At 73.6% G+C, this 20,045-nt stretch carries 18 protein-coding genes; 6 read left to right on the forward strand and 12 right to left on the reverse strand.

What is annotated here, in order from left to right; genetic code table 11:
* Nucleotides 1-69: 69 nt before the first annotated feature.
* Nucleotides 70-720 (reverse strand): TetR/AcrR family transcriptional regulator, encoded by a 651-nt coding sequence (locus tag AB0D66_RS24565; protein ID WP_362307361.1) that lies wholly within the window; start codon nt 718-720, stop codon nt 70-72.
* 64 nt (nt 721-784) lie between these two features.
* Here AB0D66_RS24565 and AB0D66_RS24570 point away from each other — a divergent pair, with 64 nt between their 5' ends.
* A complete protein-coding gene (locus AB0D66_RS24570) occupies nt 785-2,401 on the forward strand; it encodes an FAD-binding oxidoreductase (RefSeq protein ID WP_362307364.1) in 1,617 nt (538 codons plus the stop codon).
* A 125-nt stretch (nt 2,402-2,526) separates the two neighbouring features.
* Here the strand turns inward: AB0D66_RS24570 and AB0D66_RS24575 are convergent, their stop codons facing one another.
* A complete protein-coding gene (locus AB0D66_RS24575) occupies nt 2,527-4,977 on the reverse strand; it encodes a tetratricopeptide repeat protein (RefSeq protein ID WP_362307367.1) in 2,451 nt (816 codons plus the stop codon).
* Nucleotides 4,978-5,172: 195 nt separating this feature from the next.
* Here AB0D66_RS24575 and AB0D66_RS24580 point away from each other — a divergent pair, with 195 nt between their 5' ends.
* The 3 genes from AB0D66_RS24580 to AB0D66_RS24590 all read left to right on the forward strand — a co-directional run bounded on the left by AB0D66_RS24580 (nt 5,173) and on the right by AB0D66_RS24590 (nt 7,241).
* Nucleotides 5,173-5,628 carry a carboxymuconolactone decarboxylase family protein gene (locus AB0D66_RS24580; protein WP_362307370.1) on the forward strand — a complete coding sequence of 152 codons (456 nt, stop codon included), beginning with the start codon at nt 5,173-5,175 and terminating at the stop codon, nt 5,626-5,628.
* Nucleotides 5,629-5,693: 65 nt separating this feature from the next.
* Entirely contained in the window at nt 5,694-6,173 is a 480-nt protein-coding gene (locus AB0D66_RS24585; protein WP_362307373.1) for a DUF1801 domain-containing protein, read from the forward strand.
* A gap of 393 nt (nt 6,174-6,566) precedes the next feature.
* A complete protein-coding gene (locus AB0D66_RS24590) occupies nt 6,567-7,241 on the forward strand; it encodes a Crp/Fnr family transcriptional regulator (RefSeq protein WP_362307376.1) in 675 nt (224 codons plus the stop codon).
* 138 nt (nt 7,242-7,379) lie between these two features.
* Here AB0D66_RS24590 and AB0D66_RS24595 read toward each other — a convergent pair whose 3' ends face one another.
* The 3 genes from AB0D66_RS24595 to AB0D66_RS24605 are packed head-to-tail and all read right to left on the reverse strand — an operon-like array spanning nt 7,380 to nt 12,546.
* Nucleotides 7,380-9,971, reverse strand: a complete 2,592-nt coding sequence (locus AB0D66_RS24595) for an ATP-binding cassette domain-containing protein (protein ID WP_362307379.1) — start codon at nt 9,969-9,971, stop codon at nt 7,380-7,382.
* Nucleotides 9,968-10,969 carry an ABC transporter permease gene (locus tag AB0D66_RS24600; protein ID WP_362307382.1) on the reverse strand — a complete coding sequence of 334 codons (1,002 nt, stop codon included), beginning with the start codon at nt 10,967-10,969 and terminating at the stop codon, nt 9,968-9,970. Before AB0D66_RS24600 ends, AB0D66_RS24595 begins: the two co-directional genes overlap by 4 nt.
* Nucleotides 10,966-12,546, reverse strand: a complete 1,581-nt coding sequence (locus AB0D66_RS24605; RefSeq protein ID WP_362307385.1) for an ABC transporter substrate-binding protein — start codon at nt 12,544-12,546, stop codon at nt 10,966-10,968. The genes AB0D66_RS24600 and AB0D66_RS24605 overlap by 4 nt, the downstream gene beginning before the upstream one ends.
* A 161-nt stretch (nt 12,547-12,707) precedes the next feature.
* On the opposite strand from AB0D66_RS24605, the gene AB0D66_RS24610 reads away from it, so the two are divergent.
* Together AB0D66_RS24610 and AB0D66_RS24615 are read left to right on the forward strand one after the other, a co-directional pair.
* A complete protein-coding gene (locus AB0D66_RS24610) occupies nt 12,708-13,427 on the forward strand; it encodes a PIG-L deacetylase family protein (RefSeq protein WP_362307388.1) in 720 nt (239 codons plus the stop codon).
* Between the two features lie 80 nt (nt 13,428-13,507).
* Complete coding sequence (locus AB0D66_RS24615) at nt 13,508-13,891, forward strand: VOC family protein (protein ID WP_362307391.1); 384 nt, start codon at nt 13,508-13,510, stop codon at nt 13,889-13,891.
* Between the two features lie 115 nt (nt 13,892-14,006).
* Here the strand turns inward: AB0D66_RS24615 and AB0D66_RS24620 are convergent, their stop codons facing one another.
* The 7 genes from AB0D66_RS24620 to AB0D66_RS24650 all read right to left on the reverse strand — a co-directional run bounded on the left by AB0D66_RS24620 (nt 14,007) and on the right by AB0D66_RS24650 (nt 20,023).
* A complete protein-coding gene (locus AB0D66_RS24620) occupies nt 14,007-15,242 on the reverse strand; it encodes a cytochrome P450 (protein WP_362307394.1) in 1,236 nt (411 codons plus the stop codon).
* Nucleotides 15,243-15,499: 257 nt separating this feature from the next.
* A complete protein-coding gene (locus tag AB0D66_RS24625) occupies nt 15,500-16,696 on the reverse strand; it encodes a cytochrome P450 (RefSeq protein WP_362307397.1) in 1,197 nt (398 codons plus the stop codon).
* 119 nt (nt 16,697-16,815) lie between these two features.
* Nucleotides 16,816-17,214 (reverse strand): DUF3224 domain-containing protein, encoded by a 399-nt coding sequence (locus AB0D66_RS24630; RefSeq protein WP_362307399.1) that lies wholly within the window; start codon nt 17,212-17,214, stop codon nt 16,816-16,818.
* Nucleotides 17,215-17,258: 44 nt separating this feature from the next.
* Complete coding sequence (locus tag AB0D66_RS24635; protein ID WP_362307402.1) at nt 17,259-17,672, reverse strand: nuclear transport factor 2 family protein; 414 nt, start codon at nt 17,670-17,672, stop codon at nt 17,259-17,261.
* A gap of 52 nt (nt 17,673-17,724) precedes the next feature.
* Nucleotides 17,725-18,474, reverse strand: a complete 750-nt coding sequence (locus AB0D66_RS24640) for an alpha/beta fold hydrolase (protein WP_362307405.1) — start codon at nt 18,472-18,474, stop codon at nt 17,725-17,727.
* A 32-nt stretch (nt 18,475-18,506) separates the two neighbouring features.
* Nucleotides 18,507-19,775 (reverse strand): beta-ketoacyl synthase N-terminal-like domain-containing protein, encoded by a 1,269-nt coding sequence (locus AB0D66_RS24645; RefSeq protein ID WP_362307408.1) that lies wholly within the window; start codon nt 19,773-19,775, stop codon nt 18,507-18,509.
* On the reverse strand, nt 19,772-20,023 hold the full coding sequence (locus AB0D66_RS24650) for a phosphopantetheine-binding protein (RefSeq protein WP_362307411.1): 252 nt from the start codon (nt 20,021-20,023) through the stop codon (nt 19,772-19,774). The genes AB0D66_RS24645 and AB0D66_RS24650 overlap by 4 nt, the downstream gene beginning before the upstream one ends.
* Between the last annotated feature and the right edge of the window lie 22 nt (nt 20,024-20,045).

Genomic DNA, 20,045 nt, shown 5'->3' on the forward strand with positions numbered 1-20,045 from the left:
GCGTGCGGGCTTCGCCGTCCTCCGGCCATCATGGCCCGGTTCCCCGCGGAGCACAGGTCGGGCGCCGGGTCAGCCGGCGCCGCCGTCGCCGGTGAGCGTCGCCGCGGCCGCGAAGAGGCGGGCGCAGCGCCGGGTCATGGCCGCCGGGGTCTGTTCGGGGTGCTTGACCCACCAGCGGACGAGGGTGGCGACCAGGTCCCGCCAGACGTACGTGAGCGCGTCGGCGTCCAGCGGGTCGGTGGAGCCGGCCGCGCGCAGCAGTTCGGCGGTGCCGTCGGCGGCGAGCGCGTCGATGGCCGCCCAGTAGGCGGAGGCCCGGCGCGCGGCCTCGCCCCCGGGCGGCAGGGAGGTGTCGTACAGCACGAACCACGCCTCCCGCCGCCCCTCCAGCGCGGTGAAGATGCCGTCGAGTACGCGCAGCGGCGTGTGCGGCGTGGTCCCGTCGGGGCCCATCGCCGTGCGGATGGCCTCCAGGAGCCGGTCGCCGACGGGGACCAGGCAGGAGACGTACAGGTCTTCCTTGGTCCCGAAGTACTGGTGCAGCAGCGTCTTGGTGACGCCGACGCGGGCGGCGATCGCGGGGAGCGAGGCCGCCGCGAAACCGTGGGCGCCGAACTCCTGCGTGGCGGCCTCCAGCATCTGCCGGCGGCGGTGGTGCCGCGGGACCCCCTTGGTTCCGGCCTTCGAAGGTGGGGTCCGCGGGGCTGGTGGGGTTGCCATGCGCCGATATTATCAGTAGGTAATTTACCGCTAGGTAAATTACCTCGACCCTTGGAGCGCCCTCATGGCCGCCGCCACCCCGCAGCCCGCGTCCCGCACCCGCTCCTGGTGGGGCTGGGGCTGGACGGACGCGCATCCCGACGACGCGGAATGCGTCGCGATGGGGGCTCTGGTCCCCGGCTCCCTCAGCCGCCCGCTCCCCGTCCCGCGCGTCCGCGACCTGGGCATCGGGCGCCCGGCCGTGGAACCCCCGGCGAGCCTCGCCGGCCTGGTCGGCTCGGACCCCGCCGACCGCGCCGCCCACGCGATGGGAAAGGCGTACCGGGACGTCGTACGGGCGCTGCGCGGGCGCCCCGGCCGCATCCCCGACCTCGTCGCCCGGCCTGCCGACGAGCAGGGCGTGGCCGACCTGCTGGACTGGGCCGGCGACCGGCAGGTGGCCGTCGTCCCGTACGGCGGCGGCTCCTCGGTCACCGGCGGCGTGGAGTACCGCGGCGGCGCCCACCGGGCGGTGATGTCCCTGGACCTGACCGCCATGGGCCGGGTCCTGGAGGTCGACACCGAGGGCCGGGCCGCGCGCATCCAGGCCGGCACCCTGGGGCCGAGCCTGGAGGACCAGCTGCGGCCCCACGGCCTCACCCTGCGCCACTTCCCGCAGAGCTTCGAGTTCTCCACCCTCGGCGGCTGGCTCGCCACCCGGGCCGGCGGCCACTACGCCACCGGCCGCACGCACATCGACGAGTTCGTGCAGGCCATGCGCGTGGTCACCCCGGCGGGTACGAGCGCGTCCTGGCGGCTGCCCGCCTCCGGAGCCGGCCCCTCCCCCGACCGCCTCTTCCTGGGCTCCGAAGGGGCCCTCGGCGTCATCACCGAGGCCTGGGTCCGCCTGCAGGAGCGGCCCCGCCACAAGGCCTCCGCCGCGGTCGCCTTCGCCGACTTCCAGGCCGCGCTCCGGGCGGTGCGCGCCCTCGCGCAGTCCGACCTCGCCCCCGCCAACTGCCGCCTGCTGGACGCCGGTGAGGCCGCGCTGTCGGGCGCGGCACGGGACGGTTGCGCCGTGCTGGTGCTGGGGTTCGAGTCCGCGGACGGGCCGGTGACCGGCCGGCTGGAGCGGGCCGTCGGCCTGGCCCGCTCGTACGGCGGCCGTTACGAGGGGACCGGCCGCCCGGACGCGGCGCCGGGCGAGGCGCGGGAGGGCGACGCGGCCGTGAGAGCCTGGCGGTCGGCCTTCCTGCGGATGCCGTACCTGCGGGACGGCCTGGCCAGGATGGGCGCCGTCGCGGAGACCTTCGAGACGGCGGCCACCTGGGACCGGATCCCCGGGTTGATCGAAGCGGTGCGCACCGAGGTCGGCGCGGCGGCGCTCCAGGCGACCGGGCACCCCGCGACCGTCAACTGCCGCCTGACGCACGTCTATCCGGACGGGGCAGCACCCTATTTCACCGTGCTGGCCGCGGGGCGCGCCGGGGACGAGGTCGCGCTCTGGGACGACTTGAAGGCCGTCGCGGGCGAGGTCCTGCACCGGCACCGGGCCACGATCACCCACCACCACGCCGTCGGCCGGGACCACCGTCCGGGCTATGACCGCCAGCGCCCGGAACCCTTCGCCCTCGCGCTGCGGGCCGCGAAGGGGGCGCTCGATCCCCGGGGCATCCTCAACCCCGGCGTGCTCGTGGACTGACCGCCTCCGGGAGGAGTGGGCGGGCGGGGCACCGCGGCCTGCGCGCCTCCGGCGACCGCGGTGCCGCCGGCCAGGACCGGACCGTCACGGCGCGTGAGGGTGCGCAGCGCCGGCGCTCCGCCGGATCAGCGGGCCGCCGGGGCGAGTTCCCGCCGGACGGCCCGGCCGGCCGCGCGGTGCTCGGCGGCCGCGGCCGGGTCCGACCCGTCGAGCAGGACCGCGATCCCCTCGTGGGCCTGGGCCTCCTCGTGGCGGTAGCCGAGCCCCGGGGCCAGCTCCAGCGCCTGGCGGTGCAGCCGCAGGGCCTCCTCAGGCAGGCCAGCGAGGCGGCAGGTCTCGGCGTAACCGTTGAGGAACCGGATCTTCCAGTGCTCCTCGAACAGCTCGTCCAGCAGCACGAACGCCTCGCGGTGGCTGGCCAGCGCCTCCTCGTACCGGCCCATCTGCCGCAGTGCGACGCCCAGGCAGTTGAGACTCCACGCCTCGTTGTTCATGTGCCCGTCCTCGCGGGCCAGCGCCAGCGCGCGGTGCAGGTGCTCCGCCGCCTCCTCGGGCGCCTCGCCGGCGAGGGCCACGCCGAGGGTGATCCGGGCGGTCAGCGACGGCGGCCAGGCGGGGTCGGGGTGGGGGATCGCCAGCACCTCGCGGGCCCGCCGCGCCGCCCCGTCCCGCTGTCCCAGCTGCAGCAGCGCCCAGGCCTCCGCGGCGGCCGCGTGGGCCGCTCCGGCCGGGCAGTCCGCCTGTTCGTACAACCTGCCCGCCAGCCCGAAGAGTTCCAGCGGCTCTTCGGCATCGCCCTCGTCCCAGCGCAGATAGCCGCGGCGCATGGCCAGTTCGGCCTCGGAGCGCACGTCCCCCGTCTCGGACACCCGCAGTCCGGCGGCCTCGTACGCGGCCGCGGCCTGCGCCATCCGGCCCGCGTTGTAGCGGGCGAAGCCCAGGTCGCTGTAGGTCTCGGCCAGTTGCCTCGGATCACCCAGGCGCTCCGCCGCGGCCAGGGACCGCTCGAAGAGGTGGTTCAGGTGCGTGGTGCCGCAGCGCCGCGCGAAGTAGCCGCGCAGGAAGCGCGGCAGCTCGCACACGTGCAGGTCGGCGCCGACGGCGGCGGCCGTCTCGAAGGCGGCGATCATCGATTCGTACTCCGCGCTGAGCCAGGCGAAGGCCGCGTGCTTGTCCGCGAACCGCGGCAGTGCGGCCGGGGGCCGGCCCGCGGAGGGCGACCGGCCCGGCGACAGGACGGGCATCGCGGCGTCCGCCGCGGCGGCCGCGTGCACGTAGTAGTCGAGGAAGCGGCCCAGCGCCCGCTCCCGCTCGACGGGCGGGTCCTGCTCCGCGCAGGCCCGGCGGGCGTGCTGGTGCACCAGGTCGTGCAGCCGGTAGCGGCCGGCCGTCGGCTGCTGGACGAGGTGGGCGTCGACCAGGTCCTCCAGCATCGCCTGGGCGCTGTGCAGCGGTACGTCCGCCAGCGAGGCCGCGAGGTACTCGTCGAAGGAGCCGCCGGGAAGCAGGCCCAGCAGGCGGAACAGGCGGGCGTGGGCCCGGTCGAGCTGGCGGACGGACATGGCGAACGCGGTGTCGAACTCGCTCGCGCCCTGCGCCAGCCGCTCGACGAGGATGCCCACCGTCCAGCCCGGCCGGTGTCGCAGCCGGGCCGCGGCCAGCCGCAGGGCCAGGGGCAGGTGGCCGCACAGCCTCAGCACCTCGGCGGCGGAGTCCGGTTCGCGGGCCAGCCGGCCCTCGGGGCCGCCCGGGTCGCCGCTGGCCCGGGCGAGCAGCTCCGCGCTCTCCCGCGGGCTCAGCACGTCCAGTGACACCGGGGGCACCTCGTCCAGGCCCAGCAGCCGGTTGCGGCTCGTGACCAGCACGACGGAGGGGCCCGCACCGGGGAGCAGCGGGCGGACCTGGTCGGCGTCGGCGGCGTTGTCGAGGACCACGACGGCCCGCCGCCCGGCCAGTTCCGCCCGCCAGCAGGCGGCCAGTTGCTCGACGCCCTCCTGAGGAACCCGCTCGGACGGCACGTCGAGCGCGCCGAGGAGCATCCGCAGTGCGGAGTCGGGGTCGAGGGGGTCGCGGCCCTCGGTGAAGCCGTGCAGGTCCACGTAGAGCTGGGCGTCGGGGTAGGCGTCGGCGAGCCGGTGCGCGGCGTGCACGGCCAGGCAGGTCTTGCCGACGCCGGCCATGCCGTCGACGGCGACCGCCCGGTGGGTGTCCACCGCGGCGAGCACCGCGGCGAGCCCGGCCTCGCGGCCGGTGAAGTCGGGCACGTCGCGCGGCAGGTCGTTGCGGGGCCTCGGGTGCACCTGGCGGCTGGCCTTCGGCGGCGCGGGCAGCGGGTTCGAGGACCGCTCCCACAGGGGGCGCAGCGGGCGCGGGTCGCGCTTGACGAGGCGGCAGAGGGCCACCACCGCGGGCCAGGGCGGCACGGTCTGGCCGCTGAGGTACCGCGACAGGGAGGAGGAGCTGAGGCCGGTGTCCCGCGCGAGGGCCCGCACCCCGAGCCCGGACAGCTCCTGGATCAGGCGCAGCCGTGCGGACAGCTCGCCTTGCGGGTCGTCCTTGGCCGTCCGCTGTTCCATCTCCACCGTTCCCCCGCCCCGTGCCCGCCCCGTGTCCCGCCCCGGCTGGAGTATTCCGGCCCAAGTCGCCGCTGGTCAAGGCTGGTTCGGCTGTCCCAGGGCGTCCCACCGGCGTCGTCCCGGGAGCCCGGAACGGCTGTCATGGGGTCACGCCCCGGGAGACGGGGCGCCGCCTCCGGCAGAGAGAAGACCCCGATGCAGTCTCGTATGCAGAACCCCGCCGTCGTCCTGTCCGACGCGATGGGGCCCATCCAGCAGCTCTTCAAGGCCGTGCACTCCGGCGGGGTGGACGGGCAGACGCTGGAGCTGGTGCACCTGCGCGTCAGCCAGATCAACGGCTGCAGCGCCTGCGTCGACGGCGGCGCCAAGACGGCCCGTGCGGCCGGGGTGGGCGACGAGCGGCTGGCCACGGTCGCCGCCTGGCGCGAGGCCCCGTACTTCACCGAGGAGGAGCGGGCGGCCCTCGCCCTGGCCGAGGCGGCGACGCGGCTGGCCGACCGTCCCGACGCGGTGAGCGACGAGGTCTGGGACACGGCCGCGACCTACTTCGACGAGAAGCAGCTGGCCGCGATCGTCCTGATGGTCGGCGTCACGAACCTCTTCAACCGGCTCAACGCCACGACCCGTCAGATCGCCGGCGCCTGGGGGTGACCGGCCGGACCGGCCCCCGGTAGGAGAACGCACCCCATCCAGTCGCACCACAGGAGGAACCAGCCATGAAGGACACCCAGCAGGCCGCCCAGCGCACCACCAGGACCACCCGCGCCGCGGAGCGGTTCACGGACGAGGAGCGCGGCGCGATGAAGGAGCGCGCCCAGGAGCTGAAGGCGTCCGCGCGCCGCGGTTCGCGCGCCGCCAAGGCGGCCGAGGAGGAGGCCGCCGTGCTCGCGAAGATCGCCGAGATGTCCGAGTCGGACCGGACCATGGCGGAGCGGCTGCACGCGATCGTGAAGGCCGAGGCGCCGGGGCTCGCACCGAAGCTCTGGTACGGGATGCCCTCGTACGCCAAGGACGGCAAGGTCGTCTGCTTCTTCCAGAGCGCGCAGAAGTTCAACACCCGCTACGCCACGCTCGGCTTCAGCGACAAGGCGGACCTCGACGAGGGATCCATGTGGGCGACCACCTACGCGCTGACGCAGCTGACCGCCGGCGACGAGGCACGGATCGGCGCGCTCGTGAAGCAGGCGGCGAACTGAAGATCGGAAGTCCGGAAGATCGGCGCGACCGTTTATCGCGAGCGTCCCCCGCGGCACGCCGAAGACTCCGGGACACCGCGCGTGCGGGCGCATTGCGCGCCCGCACGCGGTGCGGGGAAGCTTTTACTGAGATTTTCCATGGAATGCTGAAGTCCGGTTGGTGGCCGAGGCCGTCCATACTGGTGCGGGTTGATGGTCAAAGTCTGTACCAGAACTCTCGAGCGACACTCTGTCAAGCCTGTAAAAACTCTTGACAGTCCGATCGTTTTTGGACAATTATTACAACTCATTGCCGCAACCGGAGGGGGGAGGGGGGTTCCGGCATTTTAGTCCCACCTTCAATGCTCGCGATCCCTCCAGATCATCATGAGCCTGCCCACTGCAATCAGCCCAATGAAGTTCACCGACCGGGTCGTCGAGTCGCTTCGGCCGATCGAGCACACGCTGCCGACCGTCGCGATCCCTCGGGGTAGCCACATCTACAACTGCACCGAAAGCGACCAGAGCCTGTATCTGGTGAAGTCGGGGCAGGTCAAGACGGTGATCGTGACGTCCACGGGAAAGCGATGTTTACTCGACCTGTACATCGCGGGCGAGATCTTCGGCGAACTGTGCATGACACAGATCAGTCGCGTCGAGACGGCTGTGGCCATGGCGGACACCCAGCTCACCAAAATCCCGTACGGCAAGTTCTTCGAAATGCTGGCCGCCGCAAGCCTGCTCGAAGAATTCGCGGAGCACCTCGCGAGTCGACTCTCGGAACGGCAGCGAGTCATCGTCGATCTCGTCACTCTGGAAAGCGAATTGCGACTGGCGGCCCGCCTGCTCCAGCTTTCACACCGTTTCGGGCAGAGTCATCAGCGGGGGCTGAAGATTGCCGCCCGGCTCACTCAGGAAGAACTCGCGGAAATGGTGGGGACCACCCGGTCAAGGGTCGGATATTTCTTGAAGAGATTCCGTGAGGCAGGACTTCTGGAATCCAGCAGCGGCTGGATCACCATCCGGGACGAGGCCAATCTCGCCGGCTACATCGAGGCCCGTCTCGGCCTGAGCGGCGCGGCCGCCTAGCGCCCGCTCGAGGATCCGGTTTCCGGCCGCGCGCTCCAGCCGGCCTCCCGGATCCCCGTCAACCTCCTCAGCGAGACCCGAGGGCCGGGAGCGGCCCCCCGAACCGGCCGGGCCGGGCCGGGTGCCGCTCCCGCATCGTCATACCGCCCGGGCAGCCGGGAGGGAGCGCAGCCGTCCGTCGGCCACCCGGGCGACGCGCCCGCCGATCCGCTCCACCACCAGCCGGTCGTGGGTCACCACCACCAGCGCCACCCCGAGCTCCCGGCAGAGCTCGTCGAGCAGCCCGAGGACCGCGAGCGCGGTCGTCCGGTCGAGGGCGCTGGTGATCTCGTCGCACAGCAGGACGTCCGGACGGGCGGCCAACGCCCTTGCCAGTGCCACCCGTTGACGCTCGCCGCCGGACAGTGCGGCCGGCCGCCGGCTCAGGTGCTCGGCCCGCAGGCCGACCCGCTCGACCAGCGCCAGGGTCTCCGCCTCCACCCGGTCCGCCGGCACGAGACCGAACTGGCGCAGCGGACGTCCGACGATCCTGGCCACGCTCTGCCGGGGGTTGAGCGAGTCGTACGGGTTCTGCGGAACGAGCTGCAGCAGCCTGCGCTGGAGCGGACTGCGCCGGCCCACCTGTCCCGCCAGTACCTCGCCGGCCAGCCGGACCTCCCCGGCGGCCGGTGCCAGCAGACCGGTGATCGCCCTGAGCAGGGTGCTCTTGCCGCTGCCCGAGGCGCCCACGATGCACAGCCGGCCCCCTGCCGGAACGGAGAGCGACACGTCGTCGAGGATCCGGCCCGCACCGGGCCGCTCCGCGCAGAGCCCCACGACGGACAGCGGCGCGGCTGCGTCCGCCCCATCGGGCCCGTCCACCCCCTGCGGCCCGTCTGTCCCCGCCGCCCCGTCCGCCGCCCCGTCCGCCGCCCCGTCCGCCGCCTCCTCGCACTCCGCCTCCTGCGCCCGACCCGGCCGCGCGGTGCCCCCGGCCTGCTCCTCGTCGGGCTCGGGCCAGGCCGGAGCCTGCGGGCCGGCCCCGCCGTCCGGGGCCGCGGCCAGCAGTGCGTCCGGGCGGCCGGCGTTCAGGATCCGGCCGCCGCCCATCACCACGACGGTGTCCGCGGCCCGTGCGACCGCGTCGAGGTCGTGGGAGATGAGCAGGACGGCCGTGCCCGCCTTGCGGCACAGGCCGACCACCTCCATCACGAGCCGCGCGGTGTTCTCCGGGTCGAGGGCGCTGGTCGGCTCGTCGAGGACCAGCAGCCGGGGCTCGCGGGCCAGCGCGACGGCGATCGACAGCCGCTGGAGCTGCCCGCCGGACAACTGGTGCGGCTTGCGCGCCAGGAACTGCGGATCGTCGGGCAGGGCCACGCGGCGCAGCGCCGACCTGGCCTTCTCCAGCCGCTCGCCGGCCGGTACGCCGAGGGCGCGCAGCTGTTCGCCGATCTGGTCGGCGACCTTCAGGTTGCCCGGCAGCGACGTGCGCGGGTCCTGGGCCACGTAGGCGACGGAGCGGGCGCGCAGGCGGGCGAGCTCCCGGCGGCCGAGTCCGTCCAGGGAGGTGCCGAAGAGGCGGGTGGCGCCGGAGGTGCGCTCCAGACCCGGGTTGGCGTGGCCGAGCAGGGCCAGCGCGGTGCTGGTCTTGCCGCTCCCGGAATCGCCGATCAGGGCGACCACCGTGGCGGCGGGGACCGTGAGGTCCACCCCCCGGACGATCTCCCGGCCGGTGGCGCTCGCCCTCAGGCGCAGGTTCCGGACGGCCGCGGCGGTGTCCGGCGCGGCCTCGGCCCCTTCCCGCGCCGCTCGTTCGAGCTCTTCGCGGGGTGCGGCCCCGGGGCCCCCGGGGGCCGGTCTGCCGTCCTTGGCGGCCGGGGTGCGCGCGCGGCGCGCCGCCGGGGCGGCCAGGCCGAGGCTGTCGGAGAGCCGGCCGACCGTGAGCAGCAGGGCGAGGAGGAGGGCGGCCGGCGCCAGTACGGCCATCGGCTGGAGGGTCAGGCCGCCCTGGTTCTCCATGATCATCAACCCCCAGTCGGGGGTGGGCGGTTGGGCTCCGAGGCCGAGGAACCCCGCGGTGGCCACCGCGTAGGCCGTACCGGCGAAGCGGACGCTGGCGTCGGCGGCGAGGGTCCTGACCAGGTTGGGGAACACCTCGCGGGCCAGGATGGCGGCGGTGGACTCGCCCCGGGCCAGGGCCACTTCCACGTAGTCGTGGGCCAGGATCTGGGTGGTGGTGGCCCGCACGATCCGGGTGATGTCCGGCAGCATCACGGCGACGACCGCGACGGCGACGCCGAGCAGGCCCGGCCCGGTGCCGGTGGCGATCACCGCGATCAGGACCAGGGGCGGCAGGCCCATCAGTACGTCGGCGCAGCGCAGGATCAGGGTCGCCGTCCAGCCGCCGCGGTACGCGGCGACCATGCCGGCCGTCACGCCGATGAGGTAGGCGACGAGCAGCACGGCGACGGAGAGCAGGACCAGGGTCCGGCCCCCCGAGAGCACCCGGCTGAGCACGTCCGCGCCCAGGTGGTCGGTGCCCAGCGGGGTGTCGGCGCTGCTCGGGGCGTACGGCATGCCGGCGCCGACCCTCGGGTCCTTGGGGGCCAGCCACGGGCCGCACAGGGTCAGCGCCACGAGCAGGCCGAAGAGGATCGCCGCGACCGGCCGGCGGCGGGCCGGGGCGTTCTGGGGCGGCGGCCCGCCGGCCGGCGCCGGCGGCTCGGTGACCGGGGCGGAAACGAGGGTCACTGCGGAATCCTCCTCAGGGGGTCGAGCACCGTGCCGAGGACGTCTCCGAGCAGGTTGGCCAGCACGGTGACCAGTCCCACCAGCAGGGCGACGGCCTGCACGGTCGGTACGTCGCGGCCGGCCGAGGCCTGCACCAGCACGGAGGCGATCCCGGGGAAGCCGAACAGGGTCTCGGCGACCAGGGCCCCGCCGACCAGCAGCGACAGGTAGCGCGCCAGCAGCGGGATCACCGGTGGGAGGGCCGCGGGCAGGACGTAGCGCAGGACCACCCGGTGCTCCGGCACGCCGTTGAGGCGGGCGGTGGTGACGGCGTCGCCGGCCGCGACCTCGACCACGCCGGCCCGGACCAGCCGGGCGTTGTGGGCCAGGCAGCCGACCAGCAGGGTGACCACGGGCAGCACCAGGATCTCGGGGCTGCCCAGGAGGCTCTGGCCGGGGCCGAGCAGGGAGACCGCGGGCAGCAGGTCCAGCTCGACGGCGAGGACCAGCACCAGGATGGTGCCGGTGACGAACTCCGGCACGGAGAGCAGGGTGAGGGTGGTCGTCGAGATCAGCCGGTCGGGCAGGCCGCCGGCCCGCAGTCCGGCCCAGATGCCCAGGCCGACGGCGAGCGGGACCAGCAGGGCGAGGGTCACCCCGGCCAGGACGAGCGAGTTGCCGACCCGGTCGGCGATCAGCTCGGAGACCGGGCTTCCGGACACGTAGGAGGTGCCCAGGTCGCCGCGCAGGACGGTGAGCAGCCAGTCGCCGTACCGGACCAGCGCGGGCCGGTCCAGGCCGAGTTCGGAGCGGCGGGCGGCCACGGACGCCGGGTCGGCGTCGGGCCCCAGGGATGCGGCCGCCGCGTCGCCGGGTGCGGCCTCGGTGGCGACGAAGACGATCGCGGAGACGGCCGCCAGCACCAGTACGCCGGTGAGCAGCCGTCTGGCCAGGAGAGACCGCAGCGACCCCTGGCCGGAGCCAGGAGTCGCTGGGGCGTCGAGCGTGGTGTCGGTCATGCCAGGAATGCGTCTCGGAAGCTCGGGAACGTCGGGTAGCCCAGCGACTTGACGCCGTGGACCTGGGGGGTGGCGGCGGCCAGTACCGGCGCCTTCGCCCAGACCAGGTCGCCGCCCTCCTCGTAGAGGTGCTGCTGGATGTCGGCCATCGAGGTCCTGCGCTGTTCGTCGGAGACCGCGGACCGGACCTTGGTGACCAGGTCGTCGATCTTCGGGCCCGCGACGCCGGTGAAGGGCAGCAGCGCGTCGGTGCCGTAGAAGAAGAGCACGTCCAGCGGCAGCGGCCGGGGCTTGCGGTTGGCGGACTGGAACTTGGCGCCGATGAACACCTTCGGGTCGGCGAAGAAGTCCCCGGCCGGCACCTTGTCGAGGCCGATGGTGATGCCGGCCTTCTTGGCCTGCTCGGCGAGCACGGCGGCGCCCTCGGCCAGCCCGTACTCGTAGTCGCTGGTACGGATGGTCAGCGACGGGTTCTCGGCGCCGGCGTCCTTCAGGAGCTTCTTGGCGCGCTCGGGGTCGTACTGGCGCTGCGGCAGGTCCTGTGCGTAGTAGGGCAGGTACTTGCCGAACAAGTCGTTGCCGACCTCGCCGAACCCGAGGGTGACCCGCTCGACCATCTGCTCGCGGTCGACCGCGTACTTGAGCGCCTGCGCGACCCGGGCGTCGGTGAACGGGTCCTGGCTGCGCTTGAGCATCGCGCCGAAGTTGGGCCATTCCCACTTCGGGGGGATGATCAACTGTACGGCGGAGTTGGCGCGTTCGGTCTTGCCGGCGACGAGCGAGATGCTCGCCGCATACTCCACCTGGCCGGCCTTGAGGGCGTTGAGCCGGGCCGTGCCGTCCGCGATGGAGACGAGTTCGAGCTCGTCCAAGTACGGGCCGGCGCTGCCCCAGTAGTCGGGGTTGCGCTTGAGCGTGGCGCCCTGTCCCACCCGGTGCTGCTGGAGGATGAAGGGACCGCTGCCGGGCACGTTGGCGAAGTCCGTGGTGCCGGCCGGGATGATGAAGATGCCCTGGGTGAACACCAGGTCGAGGAAGCCGTGCGGGCGCTTCATCACCAGGACGGCCGTGAGCTCGTCCTTGCGCTGGGACTTGGCGAGGTCGAGGTCGGCCAGCAGCGGGGCCTGGTTGGCCTTGGTGTCCACGTAGGTGTTCAGCGTGAAGAGCACGTCGTCGATGGTGAGCTTGCGTCCGTCGCTGAACTTGACGCCGCTGCGCACCTTCAGCGTCCACTGCGTGCCGTCCGCGTTGGGCGTCAGGCTCTCGGCCAGCTGCATCTCCGTACGGCCTTCGGCGTCGAGGACGCACAGCTCGTCGTAGATGGCGCGGGCCCGTACGTAGTCGATCGGGGTGTTCGCGGCCTTGAGCACGTTGGCGGTCTCGTTGCTGCCCCCGATGAAGGCGGCGCGCAGCTTGCCGCCGCGCTTGGGCTGGACCGAGGCCTTGGCGTCCGCCGCGGGGGTCTTCGCGTCCGAACCGCAGGCGGTCAGCAACCCCGCCCCCGCGGCGCCCACGGTGATGCCGGCCGCCGTCCGCAGCAGCGTCCGTCTCGACAGCGTGGGCCTTGAGTCCGTCATGGTTCCTCCTAGTTCGCTTTCTGCGCTGGGCCGGGCGCGCGAGGAAGGTATCCATGTCAAACGTCCACGCTCTGCGCAGCATTGAGCATGGGACCGGACGAACCGGAGGCACGCTCACTTCGGAGCAGACCGGCGCCGGACGGCGTGCGAACCTGCGCCGCATGACGAATCAGCTTCAGGAGATGCCGGCCGATTTCGACCGGGTGCTGTGTGTGGTCGCCCATCCCGACGACATGGAGTTCGGCGGTGCGGGCGCGGTGGCCGCGTGGACCTCGGCGGGCAAGCGGGTGGGGTACCTGCTGCTGACCCGCGGCGAGGCGGGGATCGACGGGATGGAGCCGCAGAAGGCGGCCCGGGTGCGGGAGGAGGAGCAGCGGCGCAGTGCGGGGATCGTGGGCGTGGACACGGTGGAGTTCCTGGACCATCCGGACGGCACCCTGGAGTACGGGCTGACGCTGCGGCAGGACATCGCGGCGGCGATCCGCCGGCACCGGCCGGAGCTGGTCGTCGGCTACAACCACCGGGACGCCACGCACACCCGCCGCTGGAACACGCCGGACCACCGCAACGCGGGCCGGGCGCTGCTCGACGCGGTGGGCGACGCGGGCAACCGGTGGATCTTCCCGGAGGCCGGGGAGCCGTGGGGCGGGGTGCGCTACGTGGCCATGGTGGGCTCCCCCGAGCCCACGCACGCGGTGGACGTCACCGCCTCGCTGGACCGGGCGGTGGCCTCGCTGGAGGCGCACGAGGCCTACCTGGCGGCGCTGGGCGGCGGCGCCCCGGTCGATGTCCGGGCTCCGCTGACCGGGCTGTTCCGGGCGACCGGCGAGCGGTTCGGCGGCCGGCTGTCGATCCCCTTCGAACTCGTGGTGGGCGGCTGAGCGGCGCCCGCCGCGAACGGACCCTGCGGATGCGCAACTTTGGCCAGGCGGCGCGGGCGGGACTGCCTACGCTTCCGGGCATGGCTGCTATCCCTTACACGAAGTACGAGGACGTCGCACGCGCGCTGGAGTGGCTGACCGAGGCGTTCGGGTTCACCGAGCAACAGCGGTTCGCCCACCCGGACGGCCCGGTGTTCCACGCGGAGATGCTCACGCCCGCCGGCGATCCGGTGTACCTGGCCGGACCCGGTGACGGCTACCGGTCGCCCGCCGCCACGGGCTACCGCAGCGCGATGGTGTCGGTGGACGTCGAGGACGTCGACGCCCAGTACAAGCGGGCGGAGGCGGCCGGCGCCACGCTGGTCTTCCCGCCCACCGACACCCCGCAGGGCATGCGCATCTGCAAGGTGGAGGACCACGAGGGACACGAGTGGTTCTTCAGCCAGAAGCTCGCCACCGCCTGACGCCACCGAAGGGGACGACACGGGGAAGCGGGCCGGGGGATCTCCCCCCGGCCCGCTTCCCCGTGTCCCGTACGACCGGTCCGGCCGCCCCGCCGGGGGCGGCCGGACCGGTGTGTCACCAGGTGACCGGCAGGGCCTCCAGGCTGTGGATGACCACGTTGCGCTTCCACGGCAGTTCGCTCTCCGGCACGGCCAGCCGCAGGCCCGGGAAGCGCCGGATCAGCGTGCTGATGCCGATCTGCATCTCCAACCGGGCGAGTTGGGCTCCCACGCAGTGGTGGATGCCGTGCCCGAAGCTCGTGTGCGAGCCCGGCTTGCGGGTGATGTCGAAGGTGTCGGGATCCTCCCAGACCAGGCTGTCGCGGTTGGCCGAGTTGGTGACGGCGATGACGCCCTCACCGGCCCTGATCAGCTCGCCGCCCACCTCGACGTCCTCGGTGGCGACCCGGATCAGGCCGCCGGCCGCGCCGCCGGGGATGTAGCGCAGAAGTTCCTCGACGGCATCGCCGATCCGCTCCGGCTCGGCGCGCAGCAGCGCCAGCTGCTCGGGGTTGCGCAGCAGCACCAGGACGGCGTTGGCGAGGCGGTTCGCGGTGGTCTCGTAGCCGGCGACGATCAGGCCGCCGGCGAAGGAGATCAGTTCGCGCTCGGAGAGCCGGTCGTCGTTGTCGCGGGCGGCGATCAGGACGCCGAGCAGGTCGTCGGCGGGGACGGCGCGGCGCTCCTGGACCATCGCCGCCAGGTAGCCGATCAGGGCCTCCCGGGCGGCGACGGCGTCCTTCAGCGCGTCCGGGGAGGTCTTGAACATCAGGTCGGACCACTCGCGGAAGCGGCCCTGGTCCTCGCGCGGGACGCCGAGCAGGTCGCCGATGGTGATGATCGGCAGCGGGCCGGAGAGCGCGGACACGACGTCGCCGTCCGGTCCGCTCTTCTCCATGGCGTCCAGCAGCTCGTCGACGGTGCGCTGGATGCCGGGGCGCATGGCCTCGATGCGGCGCACGGTGAAGGCCGGTGCGACGAGCTTGCGCAGCCGGGTGTGGTCGGGCGCGTCCTTGCTCACGATGGACTCGGGGTCGCCCTCGACGCCGGGCATGAAGCGGGGGGCTCCGGGGCGGGTGGCCGCCTGGCGGCTGAACCGCGGGTCGCTGAAGACCGTACGGACGTCGTCGTAGCGGGTGACGATCCAGGCGGGGTCTCCGCTGGGCAGGGCGACCGGGCAGACCGGCTGCTCCTCGCGCAGCCGGGTGTACTCGGGCGACGGGTCGAGCGCGGACCGGATGGGGAACGGGAACGGGCAGCGCTCGACGCTCCCGTCGGCGGCGGTCGGGTGGTCTTCGGGCAGCCGGTTCACGCCGGCTCCTTTCTGGTCCGCGGGAGCGTGGTGCGCCCGGGCTGGATGGTCGGAGGGGGCAGTCGGTGGCCGGCGGCGGCCGCGGCACGGCACGGGCAGGGCCGGGGCGGATGGGGACGACACGGGCGGGACCGGGGTGGGCCGGACCCGGGTGGGCCGGACCCGGGTGGGCCGGACCGGGGTGGGCCGGACCGGGGTGGGCGGCGCCGGGGTGGGCGGCGCCGGGACGGTCGGCGGGGCCGGGCCGGGCGTCCGGGTCACCAGGTGACCGGCAGCTCGTGGACGCCGTGCACGAACATGTCCGTGCGGAAGGGGACGTCGTCCAGCGGGACGGCGAGGCGCAGGGTGGGGATCCGGGCGAACAGCGTGGACCACAGGACCTGCAGCTGGAGGCGGGCCAGCAGCTGGCCCAGGCACTGGTGCAGGCCGAAGCCGAAGCCGAGGTGCTCCCGGGCCTCCGGGCGGCCGAGGTCGAGGCGGTCCGGGTCGGGGAACACCCGCTCGTCCCGGTTGGCCGAGGAGAGCACCACGACGACGCCCTCACCGGCCCGGATGGTCCGGCCGCCGATCTCGACGTCCTCGGTCGCCGCGCGGCGCAGGCCGTAGTCGATGACCGTCTGGTGCCGCAGCAGCTCCTCCACCGCTCCGGGGACCAGTCCGGGATCCTTGACGAGATCGGCGAGCTGCCCGGGGTGCTGGAGCAGGAGCAGGGTGCCGACGCCGATCTGGTTGGCGATGGTCTCGAATCCGGCGATCATCAACAGGGTCGCGATGCCCACGAGTTCGTCGTGCGTGATGCCGTCCTGCTCGAGCCGGGCGGCGGCCCGCCCGAGGAGGTCGTCGGTGGGGGCCGCGGTCTTGTCGCGGACCAGCCGGTCCAGGTAGGCGCGCAGTTCGTCGCGGACGACCTGGCGGCGGGCCGGCGGCGCCGACTGGTCGCCGATGACCCGGGTGCAGTCCTGGAAGAACTCGCGGTCCCCGTAGGGCACTCCGAGCAGTTCGCAGATCACCAGGGTGGGCAGGGGCAGGGCGATGGCCTGGACCAGGTCCGCGGTGTTCCCGCCGCTCATCATGGTGTCGACGAGTCCGTCGACGATGCCCTGGATCGCGGGGCGCAGCTGCTCCAGCCGCTTCATCCGGAACTCGCCGACGATGGTGCGGCGCAGCCGGGCGTGGTCGGGCGGGTCCATCCGGATGAACGTGCCCGGGCCCGGCGGCCGGACCGTCATCCGGGCGGGGAACCCTTCCCTGGAGAAGTCCGAGCTGAAGCGGTCGTCGGCCAGGACGGCGCAGGCGTCGGCATGGCCGGTGATCAGCCACACCTCGCTGCCGTCGAAGTCCAGGGTGGTGCGGAAGACCGGCTGCTCCGCCCGCAGCTGCGGGTAGACGGGCGCCGGATCGATCGGGCAGGTGCGGGGTACGGGGTACGACGCGGGCGGGGTCGAGGCGTCCAACGGGCGGGTCCTCCTCGTCCAACGGGGCGGCTGCCGGGCGGGGTTGCCCGGCAGCCATCCTCATCGTCGGAGGTTCGGGAGTCTGCTCAACTTTGTGCTGGCAGGCCCGTCCCGGCGGATCACGCGAAGTCGTAGTCCAGGGTGTACTCGGCGTTGCCGGCCTCCTCGTGGGTGGCGGTGAAGCCGCCGCTGCCGGTGAGGCCGGACAGTTCGCCGGTCCCGGATCCCGGTACGACCGTCCACGTCACCACGGCCGCGGTGTCGTCCAGTTCGCCGGTGTGCTGGAGCACGAAGCTGCCGGAGCGGCCGTCGAGCCGGCCGGTGATCTGCTCCAGGCCGACGAAGGTGGTGGACACCTCACTGCGGTAGAACATCACGTACTCCTGGACGCCCTCGCCCTCGATGGCGCCGGTGTAGGAGTACTCGATGGCGGAGCGGGTCAGCTTGCGGCCGTCGGCCTCGGTGAACTCCTGCTCGTCCCAGCTCTTCAGGACGCGGGTGCCGGTGGCATTGCTCATGTTTCGCATCTCTTCTCAGCAGAGGTCGTCGAACAGCGGCGATGTCACGCGGAGGCGGCACCGTCCGGCTCTCCAGCATGCCCGGAGTCCTCCCGGCCCGCGAACCAGTCGCGCATTCCGCCCTCGATTCCGGCGACTTGGCGCCAGATCAGACCGTCCTTCAGGACGTACGCCCCGAAACCGAGTTCCCGTTCGCCGCGCACGCTCATCAGGGCGCGCATGAAGATGGTGTCGTCGGTGTGGGTGTACTCCAGCAGCTGTTCGTAGCGGGCCTGGATGTCCATGTAGCGGCCGAAGGTGTCGCCGATCTCCTTGATGCCGGTGAGCACGCCCTGGAAGCGGACCACCACGGCGTCGGGGTGGTAGGTCTCGAGGAGTCCCTCGATGTCCTTGTTCTGCAGGCAGTCGATCTGGCGGACGAAGATCGGGTGGCAGCCCGAGAGGTCCAGCTTCTCCATGGTCTTCTCCTCGTGTGATCGGGTGGGGCGGGGTGGGCTCGTGTGTACGGGGCTAGGTCCGGACGGGGAGGTCCAGTCGGCCGCGGATCAGGGCGAACAGCTCGCCCGGTGCCTGTTTCAGGTAGAAGTGGTCGCCGTCCACGACCCGCAGGTCGAATCCGCCGCGCGTGGTGTCCCGCCAGGCGGCCATCTCGTCCGCCTCGACCTCGGGATCGGCGCGGCCGACCACCGCCGACACGTCGCAGCCCAGCAGGCCTCCGGGCAGGGGGGTGTACGTCTCGTTCACCTCGAAGTCGGCCCGCAGGCCGGGGGTGAACGCGTTCAGCAGCTCGGGGTGCGCGAGCACCTCGGGCGGGGTCCCGCCCATGCGGGCGACGGCGGCGGTGAACTGGTCCGGCGGCAGGTCGTGCAGCCGGGCGCGGCGGGACGGCAGGTGCGGGGCCCGGCGGGCCGAGACGAACAGGTGGCGCGGCTCTCCCCAGCCGCGTGCCGCGAACTCCCGGGCCGCCTCGTAGGCGAGGGCGGCCCCCAGGCTGTGCCCGAACAGTGCGTACGGCCGGTCGAGCAGGGGCAGCAGGCCGTCGCACAACGGGCCGATAATATCCGCCATCCGGCGCAGCGGCTGCTCCCTGGCACGGGATTCCCGGCCCGGGAGGAGGATCGGCCGGATGTCCACGTCCCGTCCGAACTCCCGCTGCCAGGAGCGGAATCCGGCCGGGCCGCCGCCCGCGTGCGCGAAGCAGAACAGCCGTACCCCGGCGTCCGGGGCCCCGCGCGCCTCCGCGGTCCATCGTGCCGTCACGGTGCTCGCCCTCCTGTCCTCGGCCGGCCCGCTCACGCGGCCAGCAGGATGCTGGTGTCGATGCCCCCGAAGCCGAAGCCGTTCGAGAGCGCGTACGAGAGGTCCGCCGGCCGGGCCGACCGGCCGACGAACCGCAGCCCCGGGTCGATCGGCCGGTGCAGGTTGACGTTGGGGTGGACGAAGCCCCCGCGCAGCTGGAGCACGGTGGCGACGGCCTCCACCACGCCGGCCGAGTAGAGGCAGTGCCCGGTGAGCGCCTTGGTCGCGTTGATCCACGGTCCGCCCGGCCCGCCGCCGAAGACCCGGGTGAGCGCGGCCGCCTCGGTGCGGTCGCCGAGCGCGGAGCCGGTGCCGTGCGCGTTGACGTAGCCCACCGCCTGCGGCGCGAGGCCGGCCATGCGCAGCGCGGCCGCCATGACCCGCGTCTCGCCCCGCTCGTCCGGGTCGGCCTGGCTGTTGCCGTCCAGGGCGAGCCCGTAGCCCGCGAGCCGCGCCAGGGCGGGCGCGCCGCGGCCGCGGGCCGACTCCTCGGTCTCCAGGACCAGCGCCCCGCAACCCTGGCCGGGGACGAAGCCCGAGCGGTCCTCGTCGAAGGGGCGGCAGACCTCCTGCGGTGCCAGCCCCTGCGGGCCGGAGGTCATCGCGCCCAGGTTGACCAGCGCCTGCCGTTCCAGCGAGGACAGTTCGGCGAGGGCGCCGACCACCAGGCAGGCGTCCACCGCCCCCAGGGCCAGCAGCCGGGCCGCGGTGATGATGCCGACGTTGCCGCTCGCCGAGGCCCCGCCGACCGTGCAGCCCTCCCCCGTGATGCCCAGCACCTGGCTGAGGACGCCGAGATGGTCGGTGTCGAGCAGGTGCAGCGCGGCCCTGGCCGGGACGTACGCGCCACTCGCGGCGAGTTTCGGGTACAGGCTCTCGGCGTAGCCGGTGGTCAGGTTGTGCCCGGCCACCACCAGGCCGGTGCGGCCGGGGGCGGGGCCGCCCGGCGTGCCGAGGCCCGCCTGGAGGTGAGCCTGGACGGCGGTGGCCACCGCGACCTGGACCCCGAGCGGGGCCCGGCCCGCCGTGCGCACGGCGGCGGACCGCAGTCCGGCGGACAGGCCGGGGAGGGCGTCCAGGGCCGCCCGGAGGCCGAAGTCCGCGAGGTCGGCGGAGACGGACGGCTCGTGCGGTCCCGCCGCCGCCCGCCGGGTGATCCCGCTGCGCCCCGCGCGCAGGGCCTGCTCGAAGGCGTCCGCGCCGGCCGCGACCGCGGTGTGCACCCCCAGGCCCGTGACCACCACGGGGGCTGCGGCGGTCACCGCTGGTACGTCCGCATCAGGTCCACCAGGGCCCCGAGGTCGGGCAGCCCCTGGAACTCGGCCACCGGCACGTCCAGCCGCAGTTCCTCCAGGGTCAGGGTGACCACCTCGGCGCGGTCGATGCTGTTGCAGCCCAGATCGGCCATCGAGACGTTCCGGGTGACCCCGGCCGGGTCGACCTCGGGGACGACGGCGACGATGTGGCGCCGCAGGGTGTCCAGGACCGTGTGCTCGTCGTACTCGCCCATCAGTGTCCTCTCGGGGTGCGGG

The organism is Streptomyces sp. NPDC048270 (genome assembly GCF_040652335.1).
GTDB lineage: Bacteria > Actinomycetota > Actinomycetes > Streptomycetales > Streptomycetaceae > Streptomyces.